This is a genomic window from uncultured Hyphomicrobium sp. (assembly GCF_902826555.1).
Taxonomy (GTDB): Bacteria; Pseudomonadota; Alphaproteobacteria; order Rhizobiales; family Hyphomicrobiaceae; genus Hyphomicrobium_C.
This window is the reverse complement of the sequence record NZ_CADEFI010000005.1, coordinates 57,187-82,048: the sequence shown is the minus strand read 5'-3', so window position 1 is coordinate 82,048 and position 24,862 is coordinate 57,187. Positions and strand designations below refer to the sequence as shown.

Here is a 24,862-nt window from a genome sequence, read left to right as displayed (position 1 = left end):
CGAGTGCCATGGGAATGACGGCCGCAACAGCACCTCACGTGGCGATACTCGACGATCGGGGTGCCGTGGCCGTTGTGGGCGCGGACGCCGAGAAGCTGCTTGGCGGGCTGATCACCAACGATATGGCCCGGCTCGCCGAAACGCCCGCCCTCTACGCGGCACTGCTTTCGCCGCAGGGCAAGGTGCTGTTCGACTTCTTCGTCGTGCGCACGGCCGAAGGCTTTCTGCTCGAGACGGCTCGCGAGAAGGCGGAAGGGCTCGTGAAGCGGCTCTCCATGTACAAGCTCCGCGCGTCGGTCGAAATCCGCGACGTATCGGAGGATTATTCGGTTGCGGCTTTGTGGGGCGCATCGGCGGTCTCGTTCGGGGAGGCTGTGGGCGCGCACGCGTTTGCCGATCCGCGTTTCGCGCCGCTCGGCATCCGCATCCTTGCCGCGAAGGATCAGGCGGGCGATGTGGTCGCTCAGACCAAGGCCGGGCTAGTCCCTGCCGAGGCCTACCATGCCTATCGCGTCGGGCTCGGCGTGCCGGAAAGCGGGCGAGACTTCGTGCTCGGCGACACGTTCCCGCACGAGGCGCTGCTCGATCAGCTCAACGGAGTGTCCTTCACGAAGGGTTGCTTCGTGGGCCAGGAGGTGGTGTCGCGCATGCAGCACCGGGCGACGGTGCGCAAGCGCGTCGTTCCGGTGGTGGCCGAGGTTCCCTTGCCCGCCGGACCGCAGCCGGTGCTGGCCGGCGCGGTGGAGATCGGCCGGCTGGGTTCGGTCGCCGGTGCGCGGGGGCTTGCCCTCTTGCGGCTCGACCGGGTCTTCGAAGCGCAGCAGGCCGGCGTGCCGGTGACGGCCGATGGCGTAGCGCTCTCCGTCGAGGCGCCGCCGTTCGCAACTTTCGAGATTGGGGCTCCGGCATGACATCGTCCAAGTCCGAGAAGCTCGTGCGATGTCCCTGGGCGGGCATCGAAGATCCTCTTTATGCGCGCTACCACGACGAGGAGTGGGGTGTGCCGCATGCCGATGAGCACCTCCTGTTCGAGAAACTTATGCTCGAAGGCTTCCAGGCGGGGCTGTCGTGGATCACCATCCTCAGGAAGCGCGAGGCGTTCCGGCGGGCGTTTCACGATTTCGATCCCGCCCGTATCGCGCGCTACACGCAGAAGGACGTGGCGAGGCTGATGGCGGACGCGGGGATCGTGCGCAACCGGCTCAAGGTCGAGGCGACGATCGACAACGCAAAGGCGTATCTCGCGCTTCGGAAGCGGCAGACGCTAGGTTCGTTCCTGTGGCAGCACGCGGGCGGCAAACCGACGATCAACAGGGCCGAGAGTTTTGGCGACGTGCCTGCCACGACGGACGTCTCGCTCGGCCTCTCCAAGGCGCTCAAGAAGGAGGGCTTCCGTTTCGTGGGGCCGACCACGGTCTATGCCTTCATGCAGGCGACGGGCATGGTCAACGATCACCTTGTCGGCTGTCCTCGTCACGCCGCGTGCGCGAAGCTGCAGCGCACGTTCGTGCCGCCGCTGGTCTGATGCCATGGGCGAGCCGATCGATACCTCCAATGGCAAAGCCGAAGCGCGCGCGTGGCAGCGGATGCTGTCAGGGCGTCGCCTCGATCTGCTCAATCCGGCTCCGGGCGACATCGAGATCGAGGACATCGCCCACGGGCTCGCGCGCGTCGCGCGCTGGAACGGCCAGACGCACGGAGCGCACGCATTTTCGGTCGCGCAGCACGTCTTGGTGGTGGAAGACATTTGCGCTGCGCTCAATCCCGAGTGGTCCGCCGAATGGCGTCTTGCCGCGCTGCTGCATGACGCTCCCGAATATGTGATTGGAGATTTGATAAGCCCCTTCAAGACGGCGATCGGGCTCGATTACAAGGCCTTCGAGATGAAACTTCTCGAAGCCATTCATGTGCGGTTTGGGGTGCCTCCACGCCTACCGGATCGCATTGCCTCCGAGATCAAGCGCGCCGACCGAATCGCGGCATTTTATGAAGCGACGCTGCTGGCAGGCTTTTCCCGGGCCGAAGCCCTTGTTTTTTTTGGTAAGCCGGAAGAAACGAATTTCACACTCACGCAACGTCTTTCGGCGCTTGCACCTTTGACCACGGCCGACGCGCAGCGGCTGTTTCTCGAACGTTTTGCGGCGCTCACGCATGCGCGTTGACGCATGGATTGGGAGAACATTTTGAGATTGCGAATTTATTCCTGATCGCGGGAATAAAATCGCGCTCGATTGGCTCCCGAAAATCGCCATGATCAGGTTTTAGCGGGCAAAGGCTTAAAGGAGCTTGTGCCATGGTCGCAGATATGAACTTCAAGCGTCGAATTCGCGAAGTGGATTCCGACGTGGAGGCTACTCATCACGTGGCAACGCGCAGCGAGCCAGCGGGCGTCGAAATCGGCCTCAACGCCGCGATCGTCGCGGTCATCGACGATGAGCCGGTGGTGCTCGTGATCCGCAGCGAGGCGGAGCCTGTCGGGGTCGATGGCCTTCCGTTCGGGCCGTTCTCACCCGTCGCGCACCGTACGCTCGAAAGCGGGCTTCGCGCCTGGGTGGAGGAGCAGACGGGGCTCGGGCTCGGCTACGTGGAGCAGCTCTACACGTTCGGTGACCGCGGGCGTCACGCCGAGCCTGGCGATGCGTCGCCGCATGTGGTCTCGATCGGCTATCTGGCGCTGACGGAAACCGGGCACGCGCACGATCTCGCGCATGGGTCCTGGCGGAGCTGGTACCAGTATTTTCCGTGGGAGGACTGGCGCAGGGGCAGGCCCGAGATTCTCGCGGCTGAAATCGAGCCGCGTCTCAAGCAGTGGGCGCAGAGTCCGGCTTCGCGCACGGCGCCTCAGCGGCCGGTGCCGAAAGAGGATCGTATCCGCATCTGCTTCGGCATCGATGGCGGTGCCTGGGACGAGGAGAAAGTGCTCGACCGGTTCGAGCTGCTTTACGAGGCGGGGCTGATCGAGGAAGCGCGTCGTGATGGGCGCGATGCCGGTGCGTTGTGGGGCAGCGGGTTGCCGCGGCTCGGTGCGCCGATGAAGTTCGATCACCGGCGCGTTCTTGCAACCGCCATCGGGCGCGTGCGTGCGAAAATCAAATATCGCCCGGTGATCTTCGAGCTGATGCCCGACGACTTCACGCTGTTCGAGTTGCAAAAGACGGTGGAGGCCATTCTCGGTCCGCATCTGCACAAGCAGAACTTTCGCCGCCTTGTCGAGAGTGCAGGGCTTGTCGAGCCGACCGGCGAGGTCAAAACGCAAACGGGCGGACGGCCTGCGAAGCTTTTCCGCTTCCGTCGCGAGGTCGTGCTCGAGCGGCCGGCACCGGGTGTGCGCGTGAAGGCCGTGCGGACATGATCGCAGGATGCTTGCAGCGCGGCGGGAGGGTTTGCCGCGCTGCAAATATTTTCGGCAACGGCCTAGAAAATCGTCGTCCGCTCAATTAGATTCGTTGTGTGCGCTAAGTGCTCTCTGTGAGCATAATAAGGAACCTTAGGGTTCCAAGAGCGTAGGAATGACTGGCCTAAGGCGGCCGGTATTTTTCAGGGCCCTCATATACTCAAGTGGAGTATATGATAGCTTGGAGGTGAAAAATGGCTCTCGGTTCAGCCCATTCGGCTCTCACGCTCGATCGCGGGGACGCTTGCGCGCCGCGGTCGCGGGGCGAGGATCGGATCACCCCGCCGCTGGCGTTCACGCCCGCGTTGCGTCGTGAAATGGAACCGCTCTACGAGCGCGTGAAGCACGTCGTGACGCCGATGGAGTGGGTGCACTACGCCCCCATCATCAAGGCGATCAACGAGCTCAAGCGGGAGCGCAATGCCGTCATCCTGGCGCACAACTACATGACGCCGGAGATCTTCCACTGCGTGGGCGATTTTCGCGGCGACAGCCTGCAGCTCGCGAAGGAAGCAGCGCGCACCGAGGCCAGCGTCATCGTGCAGGCGGGCGTGCACTTCATGGCCGAGACGTCGAAGCTGCTCAATCCGGACAAGACGGTCCTCATTCCCGATCCGCTGGCGGGCTGCTCGCTCGCGGCGTCGATCACGCCCGAGGACGTGCGCGCGTTGCGCGTCGCCTATCCCGGCGTGCCGATCGTCACCTATGTCAACACGAGCGCGGCGGTGAAGGCCGAGTGCGATATCTGCTGCACCTCGTCCAACGCGGTGAAGATCGTCGAGAGCCTCGGCGCGCCGCGCGTGCTGCTCATTCCCGACGAGTATCTCGCCAAGTACGTGCAGACCAAGACCAAGGTCGAGATCATCGCGTGGAAGGGTCATTGCGAGGTGCACGAGCGCTTCACGGGCGAGGAGATGGAGGCGATGCGGGCCGCGGAGCCCGGTCTCAAGATCATCGCGCATCCCGAGTGCCCGCCGGACGTGATCAATGCGGCCGACTTCACCGGGTCGACGGCGGCGATGATCGACTGGGTGAAGACCAAACGCCCGCCCAAGGTCGTGCTGGTCACGGAATGCTCGATGGCTTCCAACGTTGCGGCGGAAACGCCTGACGTGGAGTTCGTGCGGCCATGCAACCTGTGCCCGCACATGAAACGCATCAGCCTCGAGAAGATCTACGAGGCGCTGCTTTACAACCGCTACGAGGTGACGGTCGATCCGACCGTCGCCGAGAAGGCCCGGCGCGCTGTCGAGCGCATGGTGGAGGCTTCGGTCTAGCAACGTCGGGCGCGCGACGAGCGCGCCCGCCCGCGAGACGTGGGAGTATCGACCCATGGACTTCGAACGCACACGGCTTCTGAGCCCCGGTTTCGCCGATCCCCGTCATGCGCTGGGAGCGGGCGATATCATCGTGATCGGCGCCGGGCTTGCAGGACTTTTTACCGCGCTGAGGCTGGCCCCTCTGCCGGTGACGGTGGTTGCGGCTGCGCCGCTTGGCGAAGGTGCCTCCAGCGTTTGGGCACAGGGCGGCATTGCGGCCGCCGTGGGCGAGGGCGACACGCCGGAGCGGCACGCGGCCGATACGATCGCGGCCGGGGGCGGCATCGTAGATGCGCATGTCGCCGAGGTGGTGGCCGCGGAGGCGCCGTCGCGTATCGCCGATCTCCTGCGCTACGGCGTACCGTTCGACCGCGATCTCGCGGGGCATTTCGTGCTGTCGCGCGAGGCTGCGCATTCGCAGGCCCGCGTCGTGCGTGTGTCGGGCGACCGTGCGGGCGCGGCCATCATGCAGTCGCTCATAGCAGCGGTGAAGGCGACGCCATCGATCCGCGTGCTCGACGGGTATGAGGCGCTGGATCTCATTTCGGATGCCGGCTCCGGCAACGCGGACCGCATCACCGGCGTGCGTCTGGTGCGCACCGAGGCCAAGCGCACGGGCACCTTCGATTTCATGCCGGCGAGCGCCGTTGTGCTGGCAACGGGGGGCGCAGGTGCACTCTATTCCGTGACCACAAATCCGATGTACGCCCGCGGCGAAGCGATTGCCTTTGCGGCGCGTGCGGGCGCGGCGATTGCGGATGCGGAGTTCGTGCAGTTCCATCCGACCGCGATCGATGCCGGTATCGATCCGGCCCCGCTTGCGTCGGAAGCGCTGCGCGGCGAAGGGGCGAGGCTGATCAACGGTGCCGGCGAGCGCTTCATGCTGGCGCTCGATCCGGCCGGAGATCTCGCCGCGCGAGATGTCGTCGCGCGGGGCGTGTTCGCGGAGATCGCGGCCGGGCGCGGCGCGTTTCTCGATTGCCGCGCGGCGATCGGAGCGGCTTTCCCGCAGGCGTTTCCGACCGTCTATGCGCATTGCCGCGCGGCAGGCGTCGATCCCGTCACGCAGCCGATTCCGGTTGCGCCGGCCGCGCACTATCACATGGGTGGCGTGGCGACAGACCTTGCCGGGCGCACCTCCCTCGAAGGTCTGTGGGCGGTGGGCGAAGTGGCGTCGACGGGGCTGCATGGTGCCAACAGGCTTGCCTCCAACTCGCTGCTCGAAGCCGTCGTGCTCGGAGCGCGTGCAGCCCAGGATATCGGCCGTCTCGTCTCGCCGGGCATGGCGCATCCGATCGCGCGGACGTATCGCACGGGCGCGGAGGAGACTTTGGATGCTGCCCGGCGCTCGCGTCTCTCTCAGCGTCTGCGGCAGACCATGAGCGCGCATGTGGGCGTTGTGCGCAACGGCGCGGGGCTCGAGCAGGCGCTCGCGATCCTGTCCGAGATCGGCGAGGAGGCGGGCGACGATCGCGTGGTCGTCAACATGGCGCTCGCCGCCGAGATCATTACGGGTGCGGCTCTGATGAGACCGGAAAGCCGTGGTGCGCATTTCCGGTCGGACTATCCCGAGCCGGATCCGGCACTGCAGCATCGGAGCGCGGTGACGCTGGGCGAAATCCGGGCCACGAGTGCGCGTATCGGCCGCTCCGCTCCGCAGCCGCGCTGCGAGGAGCTGCAGACGTGAGTGCCGCGTTCGATGGTGGACTTCCGCAATTGTCGATTGCGCGCGCGGTCGAGCAGGCTTTGGCCGAGGATCTTGGCTCGCGCGGCGATCTGACGACGGACGCCACCGTTTCTGCCGACGCGACTGCGGTGGCGACGTTCGGTGCTCGGCGCGAAGGCGTGATCTCGGGCGTTGCCGTGGCGGAGGCGGCGTTTCAGGCTGTCGACACGCGCGTTGTGTTCGAAGCGCTGGGCCGTGATGGTGACCGTGTTCAAGCGGGGGGCGTGGTTGCACGCGTATCGGGACCGGCGCGGGCGCTGCTGACGGGGGAGCGCGTGGCGCTCAACTTCCTTTGCCACATGAGCGGCATCGCCACGCTGACGCGCCGCTATGTGGATGCGGTTCAAGGCACGCACGCGCGCATCGTCGACACGCGCAAGACGACGCCGGGCCTGCGCGCCTTCGAGAAGTATGCGGTACGCTGCGGCGGCGGGGCCAACCATCGCTCGGGGCTCTACGACGCCATCCTGATCAAGGACAATCACATCGTGGCCGCGGGCGGCGTGGAGCCGGCGATTGCCTCTGCGCGCGCGCATGCCGGTCATATGGTCAAGATCGAGGTCGAGGTCGGCGACCTTGACGAGCTCGCGCAGGCTCTCAAGCATCCGATCGATGCCGTGCTGCTCGACAATATGGATGTGAAGGTCCTGCGAAAGGCCGTAACGATGGTTGCGGGTCGCGTCCTTACGGAAGCTTCCGGTGGTGTGACGCTGGATACGGTCCGCGCCATCGCGGAGACGGGGGTCGATCTCATCTCGGTCGGCGCGCTCACGCATTCGGCGCCAATCCTGGATCTCGGGCTCGATTTCATCTCCTAGAAGACGGTCCCCGCGTTTACCTCAGGCGCAGGTAAATGCGTGAATTGGCAGCACGTATTCGTACGCGCTTGATTTCGCCGCAGTTGTCGCCCATGTGTCGGATGCCTCGGATCGAGGCATTTCGGGAGGGCTCTATCGATGGTTTCCGGTATCGTAATCTATGGCCTGGCGGCGATCGTTGCCGCTGCGTTGGCCGGATTCGTCGCCGGTTGGAAGAACCGCGACTACTCCTTCTGGATGGCGTGGTGCTTCATCTTTCCGCCGCTGATCCTGTGGCTGTTTCTGATGCCGAAGAAGCAGGGTTCCCGCCCTCGCCGGCCCAGCCTCGACGAGCTCGATCGCATCGAGCAGCGCGACCTCACGCTCTAATCTTCGTCCGGCGTTTCAGGCCTTAAGCTTGGTGCGAATGGCGGCCTGGGCGGCTGCAAGGCGTGCGATCGGTACGCGGAACGGAGAGCAGGACACGTAGTCGAAGCCCGCGGCATGGAAGAACGCCACGGACGCCGGGTCGCCGCCGTGCTCGCCGCAGATGCCGATCTTTAGTCCGGGCTTTGCCCGCCGTCCGCGCTCGACGCCCCACCGCACCAGCTCTCCCACTCCCTCCTGATCGATGGAGACGAAGGGGTCGGCCTCGTAGATACCTTGCGTCGCGTAAGCCGTGAGAATGGGTGCGGCGTCGTCGCGGGACAGGCCCAGGACCGTTTGGGTCAGGTCGTTGGTGCCGAAAGAGAAGAAATCCGCGCCGTCGTCGCCCGCCGACAGCTCGTCGCCCTTGAGGCAGGCGCGCGGCAGCTCGATCATGGTGCCGATCTTGTAGGTGAGGCGCGCACCGGTCTCGCTTTCGACGGCCTCGGCGACGCTGCGAATGATGCCGGCCAGGATGTCGAACTCGCGACGGTAGGCCACGAGCGGGATCATGATCTCAGGCTCGACCGCAGCGCCCAGGCGCTTTTCAGCCTCGATGGCAGCTTCGAAGATGGCCCGCGCCTGCGTCTCAGGAATCTCCGGATAGCGGATGGCGAGGCGCGAACCGCGCAGGCCAAGCATGGGGTTGAACTCGGAGAGCTCGGCGATGCGGGACTTGATCTTGTCGACCGGCATATCGAGGGCGGTGGCGACGGATTCGATCTCGCGTTCCTGGCGCGGCAGGAACTCGTGCAGCGGCGGATCGAGGAGGCGGATCGTCACCGGCAGCTCGCCCATGATCTCGAACAACTCGACGAAGTCGGCGCGTTGCACGGGCAGGATCTTGGCGAGGGCTGCGCGGCGGCCGGCTTCGGTGGTGGCGCAGATCATCTCGCGCATGGCGAGGATGCGGTCGGCGTCGAAGAACATATGCTCGGTGCGGCAAAGCCCTATACCCTGGGCCCCGAACGTGCGCGCCTGGCGGGCATCCTTGGGCGTATCGGCGTTGGCGCGCACAGCGAGGGTGCGTGCTTCGTCGGCCCAGGCGACCAGCTTGGCAAAATCGCCGGAAAGCTGAGGCTGGCGCATGGGCACGATGCCGGCATAGACGCGGCCCGTCGCGCCATCGATGGTGATGACGTCGCCGGCCTTGAACATTTTCTTGCCGATGGTCAGCGTCTCGGCTTTCTCGTTGATGCGCATGGCGCCGGCACCCGATACGCACGGCACGCCCATGCCGCGCGCAACGACGGCGGCGTGGCTCGTCATGCCGCCGCGCGCGGTCAGGATGCCGGCAGACGCATGCATGCCGTGAATATCCTCGGGGCTCGTCTCGGTGCGCACGAGGATGACATCGCGGCCCTGCTGCTTCTGTCGCTCGGCCTCGTCGGAGTTGAAGACGATGCCTCCCGCGGCGGCACCGGGTGAAGCGGGCAGGCCGGAGGTGAGCAGCTCCTTTTCGGCGTCCGGATCGATGGTCGGATGCAGGAGCTGGGTGAAGCTCGACGGATCGACGCGCAGCACCGCCTGATCGCGTCCGATGATGCCTTCATCGGCGAGATCGACCGCGATCTTGACGGCTGCTTCCGCGGTGCGCTTGCCGGAGCGCGTCTGCAGCATCCACACCTTGCCGTTCTGAATCGTGAACTCGATGTCCTGCATGTCGCGATAACGGCTTTCGAGGGCCGTGAAGATCAGCTTCAGCTCCTCGAAGGCCCGCGGCATCTCCTCTTCAAGCGAGGGGTTCGGATCCTCGGCCTCGCGGCGCGCCCTCTCGGTCAGCGGCTGCGGCGTGCGTATGCCGGCCACGACGTCCTCGCCCTGGGCGTTGACGAGATATTCGCCGTAGATCTCGTTGGCTCCGGTCGAGGGGTTGCGGGTGAAGGCGACGCCGGTCGCAGACGTGTTGCCCATGTTGCCGAACACCATGGCCTGCACGTTCACCGCAGTGCCCCAATTGTCCGGAATGGCGTGCAGGCGGCGGTAGGTGACGGCGCGCGCGTTCTGCCAGGAGCCGAAGACGGCGGCGATAGCGCCCCAGAGCTGCTGGCCCGTGTCCTGAGGGAAGGGCTTGCCGATGGCGTCCTCGATGGCGCTCTTGTAAAGCGCAATTATCTTGCGCCATGCGTCAGCGTCGAGCTCGGTGTCGAAAGAGATGCCGTTCAGGTTCTTGAAGTTGTCGAGGATGTCCTCGAACACCGCGTGATCGACGCCCAGCACCACATCGCCGTACATCTGGATGAAGCGGCGGTAGCTGTCGTAGGCGAAGCGGTCGTCGCCGGAGTTGCGGGCGAGGCCGAGCACGGTGCGATCATTGAGGCCGAGGTTGAGGATGGTGTCCATCATTCCGGGCATCGAGGCGCGGGAGCCGGAACGTACTGCGACGAGCAGCGGTTTCTCCTCGCTGCCGAACTCGGCGCCGGTCTCGAGACCGATCCTGGCGAGCGCATCCTCCACTTGCAGAGCAAGCGCTTCCGGCAGGCGATGCCCGTTGCTGTAGTAGATGCCGCACACCTCGGTGGTGATGGTGAAGCCGGGCGGAACAGGCAGGCCGAGGCTCGCCATCTCAGCCAGATTGGCCCCCTTGCCGCCAAGAAGATTGGTCATACCGGCGCTACCTTCCGCTTCGCCGGCGGCAAAGTAGTAGACCCATTTGGGAGCCGCGTCGCGGGATGGCTCAGCCACTGCCATTTGGCCTCTCTCAAACCAAAGTCATGCGCAGGAATCCGGGGCGGTGCCGGACGCGGGACTGTGGCACAGGCGTTGCCATGCGCCAACACTCCCTTTAACAGTCCGACAGGCGCTCCATGCTTGCGCAGTCTCGATTTACACAGGGTTACTATGACGGATCACGTTGCCAAGGTTCTCGAGCGGCTGGACCGCAATTTCGATGCCGGTCTCGACCGGCTTTTCTCGCTCCTGCGCATCGAGAGCATCTCGACGGATCCGGCCTACAAGGCCGAATGCCGCAAGGCGGCCGACTGGTGTGCGGCTCAACTCACCGAGGTCGGCATTCCCGCTTCGGTGCGGCAGACCACGGGGCATCCGATCGTCGTCGGACATGACCGGGAGAAGGTCGCGAAGGGGACGCCGCACGTTCTCTTCTATGGGCACTACGATGTGCAGCCGCCGGATCCGCTCGACCTGTGGACGAAGCCGCCGTTCGAGCCGCGCATCGCTGCCGACAAGAGCAACGGCAAGGTCATCGTCGCGCGCGGGGCCGAGGACAACAAGGGTCAGCTCATGACCTTCCTCGAGGCGGCGCGCGCCTATAAGGAGGTCGTCGGATCGCTGCCGATCGCGGTGTCGGCGATGATCGAGGGCGAGGAGGAGTGCGGATCGCCGTCGCTGCCAGGCTTCCTCAAGAAAAGCGGCAAGGAGATCACCGCCGATTTGGTGCTCGTGTGCGACACCGGGCAATGGGACAAGGATACGCCTGCCATCACCACCATGCTGCGCGGGCTGGCGGGCATCGAGGTGATCGTCAAGGGGCCGTCGCGTGATCTGCATTCCGGAATCTACGGCGGGCCGGCGATGAACCCGATCCGCGCACTCGTGGGCGTGCTCGGCAAAATGCACGACGCCAAAGGACGCATCAGAATTCCGGGGTTCTATGACGGCGTCGTCAAGCCGACCAAGGCGCAGCTCAAGCAGTGGCAGGCACTTGGCCTCGATGCGAAGCAGCTTCTCGGGCCGATCGGGCTCTCGGTGCCGGCGGGCGAGACTTCGGTGTCGGTCATCGAGCAGCTCTGGAGCCGGCCTACCATCGAATTCAACGGCATCACGGGCGGCTATCAAGGCGCAGGGTCCAAGACCGTCATTCCGGCACGGGCGTCCGTCAAGATCACCTGCCGGCTTGTTCCCGGGCAGGATCCCGAGCACGTGCTCGCGGCCGTGCGCCAGTTCGTCGTCGACAACCTGCCGGCCGACTGCGAGGCGGAGTTTATCGGCGGGCACGGCAGCGCAGCCATCGGCTTCGACACATCGGCACCGGCAATGCAGGCCGCCGCCGGCGCCCTCGAACGGGAATGGGGTGCGAAAACGGTACTGATGGGATGCGGGGCGTCGATTCCGATCGTGACCTCGTTCAAAGCGGCGCTGGGCATGGATAGCCTGCTCATCGGCTTTGGCGTCGACGACGACCGCATCCATTCACCCAATGAGAAATACAACCTGAAGAGCTTCAAGAAGGGGGCAAGGAGCTGGGTGCGCATCCTGGATGCCCTGGCGCGGCAGGCGGCTTGACCTGATGCGAACGCCACCTCAACTCACGCTTCCGGGGCTCATTGCGCTGATCGTGGTCGCCGGCCTCCTCATGTATTTCGAGAAGAGCGGCAGCGGAGGGCCTTCGGCGCCGTCGCCGACCGCGTCCGCGCGGGTCAATGGCGATGCGCCGGGCGCGTTCGACTACTATTCCCTCGTGCTTTCCTGGAGTCCCACACACTGCGAAAGTCCTGAGGGGAGGGACGACGATGCGCAGTGCGCGCCGCGCAACGGGCGGCGTTATGCGTTTATCCTGCATGGGCTGTGGCCGCAGCACGAGCGCGGCTATCCCGAAAGCTGTCCCGCCGAGACGACCTGGGTGCCGCAGCCCGTGATCGACGGCATGCTGGATGTGATGCCGGGCAAGGGGCTGATCATCCACGAATATCGGAAGCACGGCACGTGCTCGGGGCTTTCGCCGAGCGCGTATTATCGCGTGGCACGGACGCTTTACGACAGCATCCGCATTCCGGACCGGTTCCGTGGTCCGACGAACGCGCAGTTCCTGGATCCGGACGATGTCGTGCGGGAGTTCGTGACGGCGAACGCTCAGCTCAAGCCCGACATGATCGCGGTGGCGTGCCGCGGGCCGGGCAGCCGGCTGCGCGAGGTCCGTATCTGCTTCTCGAAGTCTGGCGCGCCGCGGTCCTGCGGCGACAATGAGGATCAGAGGCAGCTTTGCCGAGGGAGCCGTGTGCATGTGCCTCCGGTTCGCTGAGGCCGCTCCTTTCGGTGACGGATTTGTGCTTTTTTTACAGCGCTCAGTTTGTGGATAACTGTATGCGGGTCCTCTCGTCGCCACATTGAGACTTGCTGGCGGGAGCAGCGAACAGCAAGCTCCGAGTCGTACTGCGTTTGGTTTTCGCATTGCGGAGCTGGACGCATGCAAGGATTTGCCAACCAACGCCGCCTGGCGCCGCTTCTCGAGGGCGGCGTCCCGGTTTCCGCGAAAGAGGGCGGCGGGGCAGGCCGCATCGACACGGTGCGGCCTGACGCGCCTCTCCGCCGAGCCCTGCGCGCGGCGCGGGACATGCTCGACGGTGTCGGCGGTCTCGGCTGGAGCATCATCGGCTTCGTCGGCGGCGCGGTGTTCTGGCATTTTGTCGGGTTCTGGGGGTTTGTCGCCGAGGTGGTGCTGGCAGGAGGGCCGCCGGTTGCGCCTGTGGCGGCGGTCTATGCTTCAGCCCCTTTGACGCGATCTGCTTCCGAGCCTGTCGCAGATGCGGGCGCCCCAGCGTGCACGCTTGTGTCCCGCGACCGGAAAACCGGTTTCACGACGGCCCGTCCCTGCGGACACAATGCTCCCGCGCTGCCGGCGGATTCCTATGAGGGGCGGCAGGACCGCATCGATGTCGCCGTGCAAGACGGGTGGATTCCTCTGAACAAGGATGGAAGGGTCAGTCCGTAAGCTGTAAACTCGGGGGAGGCGTGTTTTCGGCTGCGGTGTGGCAAAAGGTTCAAGGCCTTTCTAAAACAACGACCTCCGCGCTCGGGCGAAGATGAAGTCTCAGTTTTGAACTTTCTCTCGCCCGAAAGCTGCCCTCAAGCGGGCGTAACAGGCGCACCCTTCGGTGCTCTCGCGAGATCCTCGCATCATCACGATTTGTGGAGTTGGTCAGATATGAATTTTGCCGCTGGACAGAGCTGGAGCTATCGTGCCCCTCAAGGCTTCGAGGCCTCCCGGCTTTTGATCGGCGCCGTTGCAACTTTCGATCAGGACCGCACCATCGTCTGTTGTGCCGTCGTGCACGCGCCGCGGCGCCATGCGGACGGGCACCTCGACATGGTCACCATCCCGTTCCTTCCCCTGACACAGGCCGCATTCGAGGCCAGTGTGGTGGCCGCCGACGAGGCTCCCGCCGAGCTGCCGGAAGGCTTCGTCGAGAAGCTCACGGAATGGAGCAACGATCCGAGGGGACTGACGGCATTCACGGTGCCGTTCGACGGCTTTCTGGATCACCTCATCGCGCACCAGATGGCTGATATCGTCGGCCTCTCGGCGGCGTCGTGAATTTATTTTTGCAATATATATCATGTGGTTGCTTGAATATTCTTGAGACGTGCATTAGCCGGTCCGGCTAACGTTATCCATCGCTTAACTAAACGATGTGATTTTGATTCCAACGGCTTTGGGCCGTTCGGTGCGCGTATTTGCGCGTCCGGGAAGTCGGGCTGCATGGGCGGTGGGGAATGTTTACGGCGTTCCGACAATCAGAGCTGGTGACACGGCTTTTCGGCTGGCTTTTCGGCGTGCGCTCTCCTTCGGAGCAGGCGCCGACCCGTACACACGAACCCTTCCAGCTACCGATGCTTTTTGCCGTCCGTTCGCCTCCGGTGCCGGAGCGCACTGTGCCGGCGATCGCACCGTTCCCGGTCACCCGCTCCTATGCATGGTCCTTTGCGGCGCGTCTCAAGTCAGTCGCGGGCGAGAACGTCCCCAAGGCGCGAAAGGGACATCGGGCGAGGATGGCGGCCCCGGCGGGCAAGGCGGTGCCGAAGAAGCGGCCGCATGTGCTCAAGGTCTGCAAGCCTTCATCAGGCGTGCCGGCGACGGCGCCCTGGAGACAGGCCGATGTCCGCAGCTCTTCCCGCGCGGCCAATGTGGTCGCGCTTGTGGACCGTTCGCATCGCATGATCGGGCGTGGCCTGGTTCTCGAGCGTCTCGCAGCTTAGCCGTCGAAGCGCGGATTCGATCCTCACCACCGATATCGCACCTGCTATCCCGCTTTGCGCAGACGCGTGGTGCGCCATTCTGCTGGCGTGAGTGCGATGTAGCCGAGAGCGGGCGCGACAACGTCGGTGCCGTCGAGCTCTGTCGGATCGAGGCTCCAACGGCCGGCAAGGCGCAACACGTGCTCTTCCGTCGGATAGAGGATGATTTCGCCGCCGGCATCGCCTTTGCGGCCGCGGACGCCGCGAAAATCGAACAGCTTCATTCCGAGTGCACGCTCCTCCTTGGTCGTGCGGCCCTTGTTCCAGACGACGCCGGACTCCGTAATGGCGAACGCACGGACCACGCGCCCCTCGAGGAGGCGTGCCCAGGCAAAGATATCGATAGGGGGATAGGCGAAGAAGTACTGCACCTCGATAAACTGGCGGCCGAGGTGGTGGAGGAGCGGCATGCATTTGTCGGCGAAGCCGCGACCCACCGGATGGGGGAGCGGCAGGCCGACCACGAACGTCCATCCGTTGACCGGTGGCGAGATGAAAACGTGATCGGCACCAAGGTGGTTGTCGTAGACGGTGCCGATCCCCGATTTCCAGTTGCACGGTTCGGCGGCTATCAGGCCAAGCGCTTCGAGCACGGCATGTGTGTCGCGGCTTCTCACCGCCAGCCAAGCCATGCGGTACCCGAAGTCCGTGGGCCGATCGGGGATCTGCTCGTAGACAATACGCGCGTCGGCCATGCGCGGCGCGAGCACATAGGCCGCGATCGCAATTGTCAGGGCAACCATGATGGCAACGGTCAGAATCACGGCATGCTCTCCGCGCACGCGTTTTCTAGGGGGCGGGCCGGTGGCTGATCAAGAACCGCGCCGTAAGATCTGGGGAAAATCAATCGAGGAGCGGTGGAGCAAACGAGGCCAGCCGCCTCTATCGCCAGCCGCGGGGGGGCTGACAACCGGGGCAGGCTGGCCTCTCTTTCCGCCGCAATAGACCCTTTAGGGTCAGCCGTGGCGGCCGCAAGACGGACACGCGATGACGAGGGCGATGCGCGTCCCTCTCCTGGCCCTCTCCAGCGGCTGCCAGAGCGTGGCAGCGCGCGCCCCGATGCGGGTGGTGGGGCGAGAGGATCAGTCCCGAGATCAATCGCTGAGATAGTTAGCGGTGCTGAGTGACAACCCAATGAAGACTCTGCGACGGGCAAGTATCAGCATGTCGACGGCCGGCGCGCGCAAACGAAAAGACCGGGACATTTCGGTCCCGGTCGCGAAGACCTCGTGCACGAGGTCTTGGACTACAATCAGAATGTCGAGGGCTCCGGTTGCGCCCTCGGATAAGCCCCACTAGGGCAGCGTCACCTTGGCGGTGAAGACGAAGCGCTCGTCGCAGAGGCCCTGCGTCACGCAGGCGCCTACGCCTTCGTTGACAACGTCGATGTTGGAATCCCAGTAGCGGAAATCGAATGCGAATTTCTCGACGCCGAGCGTCAAGCCGGCGTTCCAATAATCGTACTTGTCCTTGCTGCCGCCGCCGGCGGTGAAGCCTTCGTCGCGATCGCCGTAAACAGTGCCCCAGGCGCCGCTGATAGACGGCGAGAAAATACCGACCTGCGGCAGCGCGTAGGACGCTGCGCTCTCGATCGTAAAGACCTCGCCGGTCTCGAGGCCGTAGTCGTCGCTCCAGTAGAAGGTCGTGCCGCTGGTCAGGCCCTTGATCCAGGGCGAGACCATGCTGTAGCCGGCCTTCAGCTCGACGTAGTCCAGCTCCGCGCCATCGTCATCGGCGCCGGGATAGGCGTAGTAGATGACGCCGAAATCGAACGTGACCGGACCCCACAACGGGCCGGGGCCCAAGGTGGGTTTAATGCCTGCGTAGAAGTCCACCTCGGCGGTGGCCGGCGGGGCGTCGTCGAAGTCGACGTTGGAGCCCCACACGCCGGCGTAGAAAATCCCGTAGGTGAAATCGACGGAGCCTTGGGCGGCCGGGTTCTCGGAGGTCTGCGAGATGCCGCGGAAGATATAGTCGCTGGTGCCGCCGAGCGTCACCGAATAGCCGAGCGAGCGCGGCTCGTCGGCCAAGGCTGCTCCGCCGGTCAGGGCGATCATGGAGCCACCAACGAGCATCGCATACGCCGCCTGCTTCAAACCTTGCATCGAACGACTTCCCCCAAACTCACGCGCTCACCCCTTGGCGAGAGGCGGTGCCCCAATCGAAACAAGAAAAGCGTAGAGGGGTTAAGCAAACAAGAGCAAAGGCCCGATGTCCTCAACGTGACGTGTGCCTTGTGTCTCCGACGCAACGCAAACGGGGCCTGCAAAGGCCCCGTTTCAAATGATCAAGTCTAGTCTATCCGGCGATCAGGGCAGCGTGACGCTGGCCGTGAAGACAAAGCGCTCGTCAGCCAGCGCTTCCTTGGCATCGGCAAGGTCCGTATCCCAGTAGCGGAAATCGAAGGTGAACTTTTCGACCGAGAGTGCCAGGCCTGCATTCCAATAGGTGTAGTTGTCGGTCGGGATGATTTCGCCGAACGTGTCCGGCTCATCGCCTTCCGCGTATCCGATCAAGCCGCTCACCGTCGGCGTGAAGATGCCGACCGCGGGCAGCTCGTAGGACGCCGTGCCCTCGATGGTGTAGACCTCGCCCACATTTTCCTGGTCGGGTTGGTACCAGAAGACCGGCTTCAACGTGAAGTTGGTGAAGGGCGACCACTCGGCGCCAGCCTTGAACTCGACGTACTCGGAATCCGGTGCGCCGGCCCAGGGATAGACGTAGTAGACCACGCCGAAGTCGAACGTCACGGGGCCGAGCTCCGGCTTGATGCCGGCATAGAGGTCGAGCTCGACGGGCTCGTAGCCATCGCCCTCGACCATCGAGCCCCAGATGCCCGCGTAGAAGATGCCGTAGGAGCCGTCCACGGAGGCCTGGAAGACCGGATTTTCCTCGCTGAGCGACAAGCCGCGGAAGATGTAGTCGCTGGTGCCGGTGCCGGTGACGGACCACTCGAACTCGTCGGCGAGGACCGGTGTGGCGGCGATGCACGCGAACGCCGCGGCGCCGAGGAGGTTGCGTGCGGTGCTTCCGAAGTGACGCATAGGACTATCCCCCAATACTCGCCCTGACCGATGGCCGGGCTTGCTAACTTCTAGGAAAGCCCTCTGCCACAATCCGGACAAGAGTTAAGTTCGATTCGAGCCGGGTGTTTCCGTTGACTTGTGGCGTTGCTGCAACCGTATGTACTGCAATCCGGTGCGGTTGCTCCTGGTTCAGCGGGCGGATGTTTCGCAATCGGCACCAAACAAAAACGGGACCCTTGCGGGTCCCGTTTCGCCTTTCGGTCGCTGCGGCCTGAAATCAGGGCAGCGTGATGCTGGTGGTGAACACGAAGCGCTCGTCGGCCAGGCCGTCGCCCTCGATGTTCGTGTCCCAGTAGCGGAAATCGAAGGTGAACTTCTCGACGGCGAGTGCCAGACCGACGTTCCAGTAGGTGTAGTCGTCGGTCGGCTCGCGGTCGCCGAAGAAGGTGCCGTCGCTATCAGCTTCCGAATAACCGATGAGGCCGCTCAGGGTCGGCGTAAAGATGCCGATGTCGTGGAACTTGTAGGCGGCCGTGCCCTCGATGGTGTAGACGGCGTCGGAGTTCGCCTGTTCCGGCACGTACCAGAAGACGGGCTTCAGCGTCAGGTTGGTGATCGGGGAGAACTCGGCGCCGACCTTGAACTCGACGTAGTCGAGCTCGTCCGGATCTTCGGCCCAGAAATAGGTGTAATAGACGACGCCCAGGTCGAAAGTGACCGGGCCCAGGACCGGCTTGAAACCAGCGTACCAGTCGAGTTCGACCGGCTCATAGTCGCCCGCAACCATCGAACCCCAGACGCCGGCGTAGAAGATGCCGTACGACATGTCGATCGACTGCTGATAGGCGGGATCCTCGTCGTTCAGCGAGAGGCCGCGGAACATGTAGTCGCTCGTTCCGGTCATGGTCGTCGACCAGGAAAACTCGCGATCCTCGGCGAGGGCGGGGGCCGCGAGGCAGGCCAACGCGGCGCCGCCAGCGATTAGGCTGCGAGCCTTGCGTAGAGTGTCGTGCATAGGAAGTCTCCCAAGGAACGGCCCAGGACGATGCACAACTCTAGGCGAGGCTTATAGAATCTCAGAGAATCTATTGATTAGAGGAAACTCCGTTGGAGAGTCGCGAACAAGTCAGAAGCGCAATATCCCCTTGGGTTTCCCCTATTGTGTAGCTTGTTCGCAACATGCCTGATGCAATCTTGTGCATCGAAGCACCATTTCTTTCTCATTGGTTACCAAAGCACTCAGCCGGCAAACAAAAAAACGGGGCCTTTGGGGCCCCGTTTTTCAATTCCAGCCTTGGCAGCCCGATTAAGGCAGCGTGACCTTTGCAGTGAAGACGAAGCGCTCGTCAGCGATACCGCTGTTGTCGATGTCCGTATCCCAGTAGCGGAAGTCGAAGGCGAACTTCTCGACCGCAAGGGTGAGGCCTGCGTTCCAGTAGGTGTAATCGAGCGTGTTGTCGTCCTGATGGTCTTGATAGCCGAGGACGCCGCCGATGGTGGGCGTGAAGATGCCGATCGCGGGCAGCGTGTAGGCTGCGTTGCCTTCGTAGACAAAGTACTCGCCCGACTCGAGCGCGCCGTCATCCGACCAGTACATGTTGAAGCCGGTGCTCAGGTTCGGGATGAGCGTGCCGCTGACGCCAGCCTTCAGCTCGACGTAGTCCTGCTCATTGCCACCGGCAACCTCATCGCCCGGATACCAGTAGTAGAGGACGCCGAAGTCGAAGGTTGCGGGCCCGAGAACCGGCTTGATGCCGGCGTAGAAGTCGACCTCTGCGGGCGAGCCGCCGACGAAATCCGAGTCAACGGTCGACGCCCAGATGCCGCCGTACAGGATGCCGTAGCCGACGTCCAAGCCGGCCGAGGCTGCCGGCTTCTCATCCGACTGCGAGATGCCGCGGAAAATGTAGTCGCTTGTACCAGCGGCGTTGACCGACCAGGTGAACTCCCGGTCTTCGGCTGCCGCTGCGCCCGAGAGGGCTGCGAAGGCCAGGCCCACTGCGCCGGCCGTTTTCATGATGGATGCTACTTTCGACATCGTACCTGCAACCCCCAAAGATCCCACACTTACGAATTCTGCGTGCGCCGTCCGAGATGCCGTGGCGCGCTGGGGACAATAAAGGCGCAGACCCGTGGGTAAGTACAAGCTCTAAGAGCCGGAAATCCTCACGTCCCACAGGCGGTGTCTCATTGGGGCAACGTTGCGTGCGTTTTCGTCAGTAATTGCTCAAATTTAGCGCAGTTTTCTGCCGTGCGCGACACGTCTGTGAACAATGTAAATTCGGGATTGTGCAAATGTTGGGCGGAGCATATCCGCGGCCGGGCGGCGGGGGTCGCCACTCTGAAGTGAGACGGGGCCCACAAGGGACCCCGTCCGTGTGTCTGCCGAGGTGAGCAGGCGTCCGCGCCATGCCCGATTTGGCGATAGGCCAGCTCGATTTAGGGATAGGTCAGCTTGACCGTGAAGACGAAGCGCTCGTCGGCGAGACCGTCGTTCAAGATCTCGAAGCCATCTTCGCCGTCGGTGTCCCAATAGCGGAAGTCGAAGGCGAATTTATCCCAACCGAACGTGATGCCTGCGTTCCAGTAGGTGTAGTCGAACGAGTTGTCGTCCTGGTCGTCAAAGAAGCCGACGAGGCCGCTAAGCGTCGGATCGAAAACCAAGAACTTGGGCAGGGCATAGGCGAGGGTGCCTTCGTAGACCCAGTATTCGCTGCCGTTGCCTGCAGCCTCGGGGCTCCAGTATGCGACGGCGGCCGCGCTGAGTTTCGGAATGATCTCGCCGCTCACGCCGGCCTTGAGCTCGACCGTTTCGGGCTCGCCAGCGGGGACGTCCTTGCCGGGGTAGGTGTAGTACAGGATGCCGAAATCGAAGGTTGCCGGGCCGACCACCGGCTTGATGCCGGCGTAGTAGTCGATTTCGAAGTTGTCCGGGGAAATCGCTTCATCGACGTTCGAGGCCCAGAAGCCCGCATACAGAATGCCGTAAGAGGCGTCGAAGCCGGCCGAGATCGCCGGGTCGTTGTCGGTCTGCGAGACGCCGCGGAAGATGTAGTCGCTCGTCACGGCGGCGTTGACGGACCAGGAGAACTCACGGCCGCCGTCGTCCTTGAGGCTACCGGCGGACGCAGGCGCCGCCAGAGCCAGTAGCGCGATGCCCGCCGCGCCGACCGATTTTGTGAAAGACATTGTCATCGTACCTCTAACCCCCAATGGAACCCACACGGTAGAAAGTTTCCTGCGCCCGACAGTTTCGATGGTGCTCGTCTCCCAGAGCGACTGTCCGAAACCACCACTTGTTTGGTGCAGTGCAACTTGGCTGTCATAAAACTCAAAAACCTGCGCACACAACAAGCGTTAAGTCGGGAAAGCCGCGTCCTCGTCCTGGTTGTGTCGTGGTACGGCAACGAATGACGCTAAGTGGCGTGATGTTGCTCATGAATCGCCTGCGAGATGGGCATCAGGCGTCTGACGGTGCAAGATAATCAGCTCGCAGGTGCACAGTGCTGAGGCGAAGCTGCGTGTCAGCCGATCCGGACCATTCCGGAGGGGCGGTTCGCGCCCGACGGACAAGACCAACACGAACCCGTATATTCCGGCGCTGCGCGAGGATGGTTTCGCGCGTTCCCCGTCCTGCCTCCGACAGCAAAACGCAGATTGAAAACTCATGCCGTCATCGGGCTCTTCCTCCCGACCAACCGTTCTCATTACGGGCATCACGGGCGCCGCGCGATGCGTCGCGCGGGCCGTGGCGCTCGATCTCGGCCGCGCCGGGTGGCAGGTCTGCGTGCATGGGAGCCGATCGGTGGAAGAAGCGTTGCAGCTTGCGGCGGACATCCGGAGTTTCGGCGCTCCTGCGGTGGCAGTGGCGGACGATCCCGGTTCGCCCGTGGATGCGGCCCGGATCGTCGCGCAATGCCGCGAGACGCTCGGTGCGCCAGTCTGCCTCGTCAATGCCACCTGCGAGGCGCACGCCGACAGCGTTGCGACCCTGACCGGCGAAAGCTGGGCCGCGAATTTCGATATCCATCTCAAGGTGCCGGTTTTTCTGGCCCGAGCCATGTTTCTCGATCTGCCCGAGGGCGAGATCGGCAATGTCATCAACATCATCGACCGGCGTGTGCGGGGACAGAGGTCTGAATTTCTCTCCTACACGCTGGCGCAGGATGGTCTGTGGGCCGCCACGCAAGCGCTTGCGGTGGCGCTGGCGCCGCGCGTGCGCGTCAATGCCATCGCGCTATCGCCAGACGGGACAGGGGCTGCAACGGGGGCTCCGGCCGATGACGCCGTGCCAATGCCGGGAGCAATCGCGGAGGCGGTGCGGTTCATCCTCGAGGCGCCATCTCTCACAGGACAGTTGATCGCGCTCGGCAGGGGCGAAGGCTGATCTCCATGCCGATAATCCGGGCCGTCCGGCGCTAACCAAACCCGCGGTCTGCGCCACAATTCCTCCCTTTCGTCCCCCAACTCGTGCCCCAAACTTGGGTCACGGGTAGGTCGCGGGAGAGTTAGACGGTTCGCGTGTAAACGGGCTCTTAAGCTTAAGGGTCTAGGAACGTTTGTTCGGACCGTTGGGCGCCGACCCGCGACAAGCACATCCGGGATCTGGGGCGTTGGGCCACGTTTTTCGACTGTTGAACGTGATGGCTCACGCTCTTGGCGCCGCGTAGAAAACTGGGGTGTCCCATGACCTGCCGATCTAGGTCTGCTCGTTTCGGCGTTTCTGCTTTCGCGTTTCTCGCTCTTGCTCCCATGGCGGCGAGCGCCGCGGAGCTGCCTCCGATCAGGACGAGCGAAAGCAACCGCGTGGCGGACTGCGCGACGCCGGGACGGCTCACCCAATACGTCAAGCAGCGCAATCCGAAATTCGATGTTCGCTACGAGGGGCTCGCCGGCGAATATATGCGCCACGGCGAGGCGCTGCATGTGCGCTGGGACTACGCGTTCTTCCAGATGCTGCTCGAGACAGGCTACCTGACGTACGGCGGCGACGTGAAGGCCGATCAGAACAACTTCGCGGGTCTCGGCGCCACAGGTAAAGGGGCGCGGGGCGAGCGTTTCAAGGATATCTCGACGGGTGCGCGTGCCCACATCGAGCATCTGGTGATGTACTCGGGTGAGCGGGTGGAGAGCCCGGTTGCCGAACGCACGCGCAATATCCAGGAGTGGGGCGTGCTCACGGACTGGCAGAAGTCCGTAACGGGTCCGATCACGTTCACCCAGCTCGCAGCCAAGTGGGCGCCCGGAAGCCGCAAGTACGCAACCGACATCGGGGCCATTGCTGACCGGTTCTTCGATGGGATCTGCAAGGAGCCCGACCCGGACGGCGCCGTCGTGGCGGCCGTCGACCAAATCCCCAAGGCGCCGCGAAAATCAGATGTGATCGCGAAGGCCGATACGGTGAGCAAAGCCGCGCCTGCCCCCGAGGCCGACGTTCCTTCAAAGGCGAAAGCAAAAGCTCAAGACGACACCGCTGCGAGCGCGGATGTGCTGCCGTCCAAGGGGGCGGCCGCCGTCGCGGCGTCTGTCGCCAAGCCAGATGCGCCGCCGAAGAAAGCTTCCACCGCGCCGCCCATCAAGCTGCTCAATCCCGAGACGACGGCGTCGGATGCTCCGGCGCAGCCTGCGGTCGCCAGCGAGGCCGAGGCGGCCGCAGCAGCCAAGTCGACCGGGAAATCGGTCGAGGTCGCGGCATTGCCCGGCGCGGTTGCGGGTGCCGGTGCGGGCAGCAGCGCGGACAAGAAAGCCGAGCCGAAGCCAGAGAAGCAAAAGCCGGAAGCAAAGAAGCCGGACAAGAAGGATGCGGCCTCCGCCAGCGGCAAGTGCCGCGTTTGGACGGCGAGCTATGGCGGCTCGAAGGCCATCATCATCAAGGCGGTCTCCGACAAGACGGTCAACTACACGGTGCTCGACGTCAACGAGGGGACCGAAAAGCGCGAAGCCGATGCCTACATCAACGCCTATGCCAAGGGCGGCGAGTCGGTCGGCGAGTTCGCAAGCCAGACGCAGGCGCTCGAGAAAGCCTTCGAGCTTTGCCCTGAAGGCTGATCGGGACCGGTGCCGGTGGCTCTTCCCAGCATGACGCATGATCTTGGCCGGCGCTTCCTCGCGCGGAGGCGTGTAATTGCGATGGCGCTGGCTGTTTTAACCGGCGCCTCGTTTTCCGCGCAGGCTGCGCCGTCCTTACCCGAGATCCGTCTTTCCGGGAGCAACGCGGTGCCTTCCTGCGTGACGCCCGACCGCCTGATGGCGTTCCTCAAGCGGCGTAACGGCAATCTCGATCCGCGCTTCCGCGACATCGCGAGCTACTACAAGAGGCACGGCGAAGCCTGGGGCGTGCGCTGGGACTACGCCTTCTTCCAGATGGCTATCGAGACGAATTTTCTCACCTATCGCGCGCCGAACGGGCGGATGGGGGATGTGGATCCCAAGCAGAACAATTTCGCCGGCATCGGCACCACCGGCGGCGGTGTGCCCGGCGACAGCTTTCCCGATGTCTCGACCGGCGTGCTGGGTCAGATCCAGCACCTCGTCGTCTACTCGGGCGAGATGATCGCCAATCCGGTGGCGCCACGGACGCAGCTCAAGCAAGAGCACATCCTCGAGAAGTCGCGCGAGCTCAACCGGCCGGTGCGCTTCTCAGACCTGGCGCGGCGCTGGGCGGCTGATCCCAAGTATGGCCGCTCCATCGAATGGGTTGCGGACCGTTTCCGCACGGAATCCTGCAAAGGGCGGAGCGCGCCGCAAGCGCAGGAGTCCCTGCCGTGGACAAATCCCGATGGCGCGCGCGCAGAAGAGCCGCAAGGGAAAGCGATCGCCGTCGCCGACGTGAGCCCGACCGTGCGCACGATCTGGAGCCGCGATCAGAAAGCGCCTCCCGCAAAGAAAGCCGAGGCCGAGAAGGCGAAGAGCCAGGTCCCGCCTGCGGTGGCGGCGAAGGCGGACGCCAAGCGGGCGACGAAGCCAGCACAAGCACCGGCTGCGCAGCTTGGCGCAACCGCACCGTCGAAGCCGGCGCCCGAACTTTCCTCGGTCGAGGCAAAGCCCGCTGATGAGACCGATGCGCCCGGGTTCGCGCTGTTCTCGCCTCCGGCTGCGCTGGCGGACGTCAAGATCGCACCGCCTCGGCCGGATGGGTCCGTTTCCAAAGGCTCCCCCGCTGCCAAGGCGCACGTCGTGCCGGTCAAGCCGCGCGAGAA

At 64.1% G+C, this 24,862-nt stretch carries 23 protein-coding genes; 16 read left to right on the top strand and 7 right to left on the bottom strand.

The genetic code is table 11. From position 1 onward, the window contains the following. Nucleotides 1-14 precede the first annotated feature (14 nt). The 8 genes from QZV93_RS04355 to QZV93_RS04320 all read left to right on the top strand — a co-directional run bounded on the left by QZV93_RS04355 (nucleotide 15) and on the right by QZV93_RS04320 (nucleotide 7,626). On the top strand, nucleotides 15-911 hold the full coding sequence (locus tag QZV93_RS04355; RefSeq protein ID WP_295556288.1) for a folate-binding protein: 897 nt from the start codon (nucleotides 15-17) through the stop codon (nucleotides 909-911). Then, nucleotides 908-1,525: a DNA-3-methyladenine glycosylase I gene (locus QZV93_RS04350; RefSeq protein WP_295556286.1), complete on the top strand. Its 618-nt coding sequence runs from the start codon at nucleotides 908-910 to the stop codon at nucleotides 1,523-1,525. The genes QZV93_RS04355 and QZV93_RS04350 overlap by 4 nt, the downstream gene beginning before the upstream one ends. A gap of 205 nt (nucleotides 1,526-1,730) precedes the next feature. Then, nucleotides 1,731-2,162, top strand: a complete 432-nt coding sequence (locus QZV93_RS04345; RefSeq protein WP_363156549.1) for a hypothetical protein — start codon at nucleotides 1,731-1,733, stop codon at nucleotides 2,160-2,162. Between the two features lie 131 nt (nucleotides 2,163-2,293). Next, a complete protein-coding gene (locus QZV93_RS04340) occupies nucleotides 2,294-3,352 on the top strand; it encodes an NAD regulator (protein WP_295556281.1) in 1,059 nt (352 codons plus the stop codon). A 236-nt stretch (nucleotides 3,353-3,588) separates the two neighbouring features. After that, entirely contained in the window at nucleotides 3,589-4,671 is a 1,083-nt protein-coding gene (gene nadA, locus QZV93_RS04335; protein WP_295556279.1) for a quinolinate synthase NadA, read from the top strand. Nucleotides 4,672-4,726: 55 nt separating this feature from the next. Continuing rightward, complete coding sequence (locus tag QZV93_RS04330; protein WP_295556278.1) at nucleotides 4,727-6,400, top strand: L-aspartate oxidase; 1,674 nt, start codon at nucleotides 4,727-4,729, stop codon at nucleotides 6,398-6,400. Then, on the top strand, nucleotides 6,397-7,257 hold the full coding sequence (gene nadC, locus QZV93_RS04325) for a carboxylating nicotinate-nucleotide diphosphorylase (RefSeq protein ID WP_295556276.1): 861 nt from the start codon (nucleotides 6,397-6,399) through the stop codon (nucleotides 7,255-7,257). The genes QZV93_RS04330 and nadC overlap by 4 nt, the downstream gene beginning before the upstream one ends. A gap of 138 nt (nucleotides 7,258-7,395) precedes the next feature. Further along, nucleotides 7,396-7,626, top strand: coding sequence for a hypothetical protein (locus tag QZV93_RS04320; protein WP_295556274.1), 231 nt, complete (start codon nucleotides 7,396-7,398; stop codon nucleotides 7,624-7,626). 15 nt (nucleotides 7,627-7,641) lie between these two features. Here QZV93_RS04320 and ppdK read toward each other — a convergent pair whose 3' ends face one another. Further along, on the bottom strand, nucleotides 7,642-10,353 hold the full coding sequence (gene ppdK, locus QZV93_RS04315; protein WP_295556272.1) for a pyruvate, phosphate dikinase: 2,712 nt from the start codon (nucleotides 10,351-10,353) through the stop codon (nucleotides 7,642-7,644). 150 nt (nucleotides 10,354-10,503) lie between these two features. Between ppdK and QZV93_RS04310 the strand changes: the two genes are divergently transcribed. From QZV93_RS04310 to QZV93_RS04290, 5 genes are all read left to right on the top strand, one after another. Then, a complete protein-coding gene (locus QZV93_RS04310; RefSeq protein ID WP_295556270.1) occupies nucleotides 10,504-11,907 on the top strand; it encodes a M20/M25/M40 family metallo-hydrolase in 1,404 nt (467 codons plus the stop codon). Nucleotides 11,908-11,911: 4 nt separating this feature from the next. Next, on the top strand, nucleotides 11,912-12,643 hold the full coding sequence (locus QZV93_RS04305; protein ID WP_295556268.1) for a ribonuclease T: 732 nt from the start codon (nucleotides 11,912-11,914) through the stop codon (nucleotides 12,641-12,643). A 165-nt stretch (nucleotides 12,644-12,808) separates the two neighbouring features. Continuing rightward, nucleotides 12,809-13,333 (top strand): hypothetical protein, encoded by a 525-nt coding sequence (locus QZV93_RS04300; RefSeq protein WP_295556267.1) that lies wholly within the window; start codon nucleotides 12,809-12,811, stop codon nucleotides 13,331-13,333. Nucleotides 13,334-13,546: 213 nt separating this feature from the next. Beyond that, nucleotides 13,547-13,936, top strand: a complete 390-nt coding sequence (locus tag QZV93_RS04295) for a hypothetical protein (protein ID WP_295556266.1) — start codon at nucleotides 13,547-13,549, stop codon at nucleotides 13,934-13,936. Nucleotides 13,937-14,145: 209 nt separating this feature from the next. Next, entirely contained in the window at nucleotides 14,146-14,598 is a 453-nt protein-coding gene (locus QZV93_RS04290) for a hypothetical protein (RefSeq protein ID WP_295556265.1), read from the top strand. A gap of 44 nt (nucleotides 14,599-14,642) precedes the next feature. Here QZV93_RS04290 and QZV93_RS04285 read toward each other — a convergent pair whose 3' ends face one another. From QZV93_RS04285 to QZV93_RS04260, 6 genes are all read right to left on the bottom strand, one after another. Continuing rightward, complete coding sequence (locus QZV93_RS04285) at nucleotides 14,643-15,401, bottom strand: hypothetical protein (protein ID WP_295556264.1); 759 nt, start codon at nucleotides 15,399-15,401, stop codon at nucleotides 14,643-14,645. Between the two features lie 531 nt (nucleotides 15,402-15,932). Then, nucleotides 15,933-16,742, bottom strand: coding sequence for a TorF family putative porin (locus QZV93_RS04280; RefSeq protein ID WP_295556262.1), 810 nt, complete (start codon nucleotides 16,740-16,742; stop codon nucleotides 15,933-15,935). Nucleotides 16,743-16,946: 204 nt separating this feature from the next. Continuing rightward, a complete protein-coding gene (locus tag QZV93_RS04275; protein ID WP_295556260.1) occupies nucleotides 16,947-17,681 on the bottom strand; it encodes a TorF family putative porin in 735 nt (244 codons plus the stop codon). A 259-nt stretch (nucleotides 17,682-17,940) separates the two neighbouring features. Further along, nucleotides 17,941-18,678, bottom strand: coding sequence for a TorF family putative porin (locus QZV93_RS04270; protein WP_295556259.1), 738 nt, complete (start codon nucleotides 18,676-18,678; stop codon nucleotides 17,941-17,943). A gap of 291 nt (nucleotides 18,679-18,969) precedes the next feature. Beyond that, entirely contained in the window at nucleotides 18,970-19,701 is a 732-nt protein-coding gene (locus tag QZV93_RS04265) for a TorF family putative porin (RefSeq protein WP_295556257.1), read from the bottom strand. A 401-nt stretch (nucleotides 19,702-20,102) separates the two neighbouring features. Continuing rightward, complete coding sequence (locus tag QZV93_RS04260; protein WP_295556256.1) at nucleotides 20,103-20,852, bottom strand: TorF family putative porin; 750 nt, start codon at nucleotides 20,850-20,852, stop codon at nucleotides 20,103-20,105. Between the two features lie 478 nt (nucleotides 20,853-21,330). Here QZV93_RS04260 and QZV93_RS04255 point away from each other — a divergent pair, with 478 nt between their 5' ends. The 3 genes from QZV93_RS04255 to QZV93_RS04245 form a co-directional block, all read left to right on the top strand. Further along, on the top strand, nucleotides 21,331-22,050 hold the full coding sequence (locus QZV93_RS04255) for an SDR family NAD(P)-dependent oxidoreductase (protein ID WP_295556254.1): 720 nt from the start codon (nucleotides 21,331-21,333) through the stop codon (nucleotides 22,048-22,050). A 365-nt stretch (nucleotides 22,051-22,415) separates the two neighbouring features. Further along, complete coding sequence (locus tag QZV93_RS04250; RefSeq protein ID WP_295556253.1) at nucleotides 22,416-23,711, top strand: glucosaminidase domain-containing protein; 1,296 nt, start codon at nucleotides 22,416-22,418, stop codon at nucleotides 23,709-23,711. Nucleotides 23,712-23,879: 168 nt separating this feature from the next. Then, nucleotides 23,880-24,862: glucosaminidase domain-containing protein (locus QZV93_RS04245; protein WP_295556251.1), on the top strand; the 983-nt coding region annotated here is incomplete at its 3' end.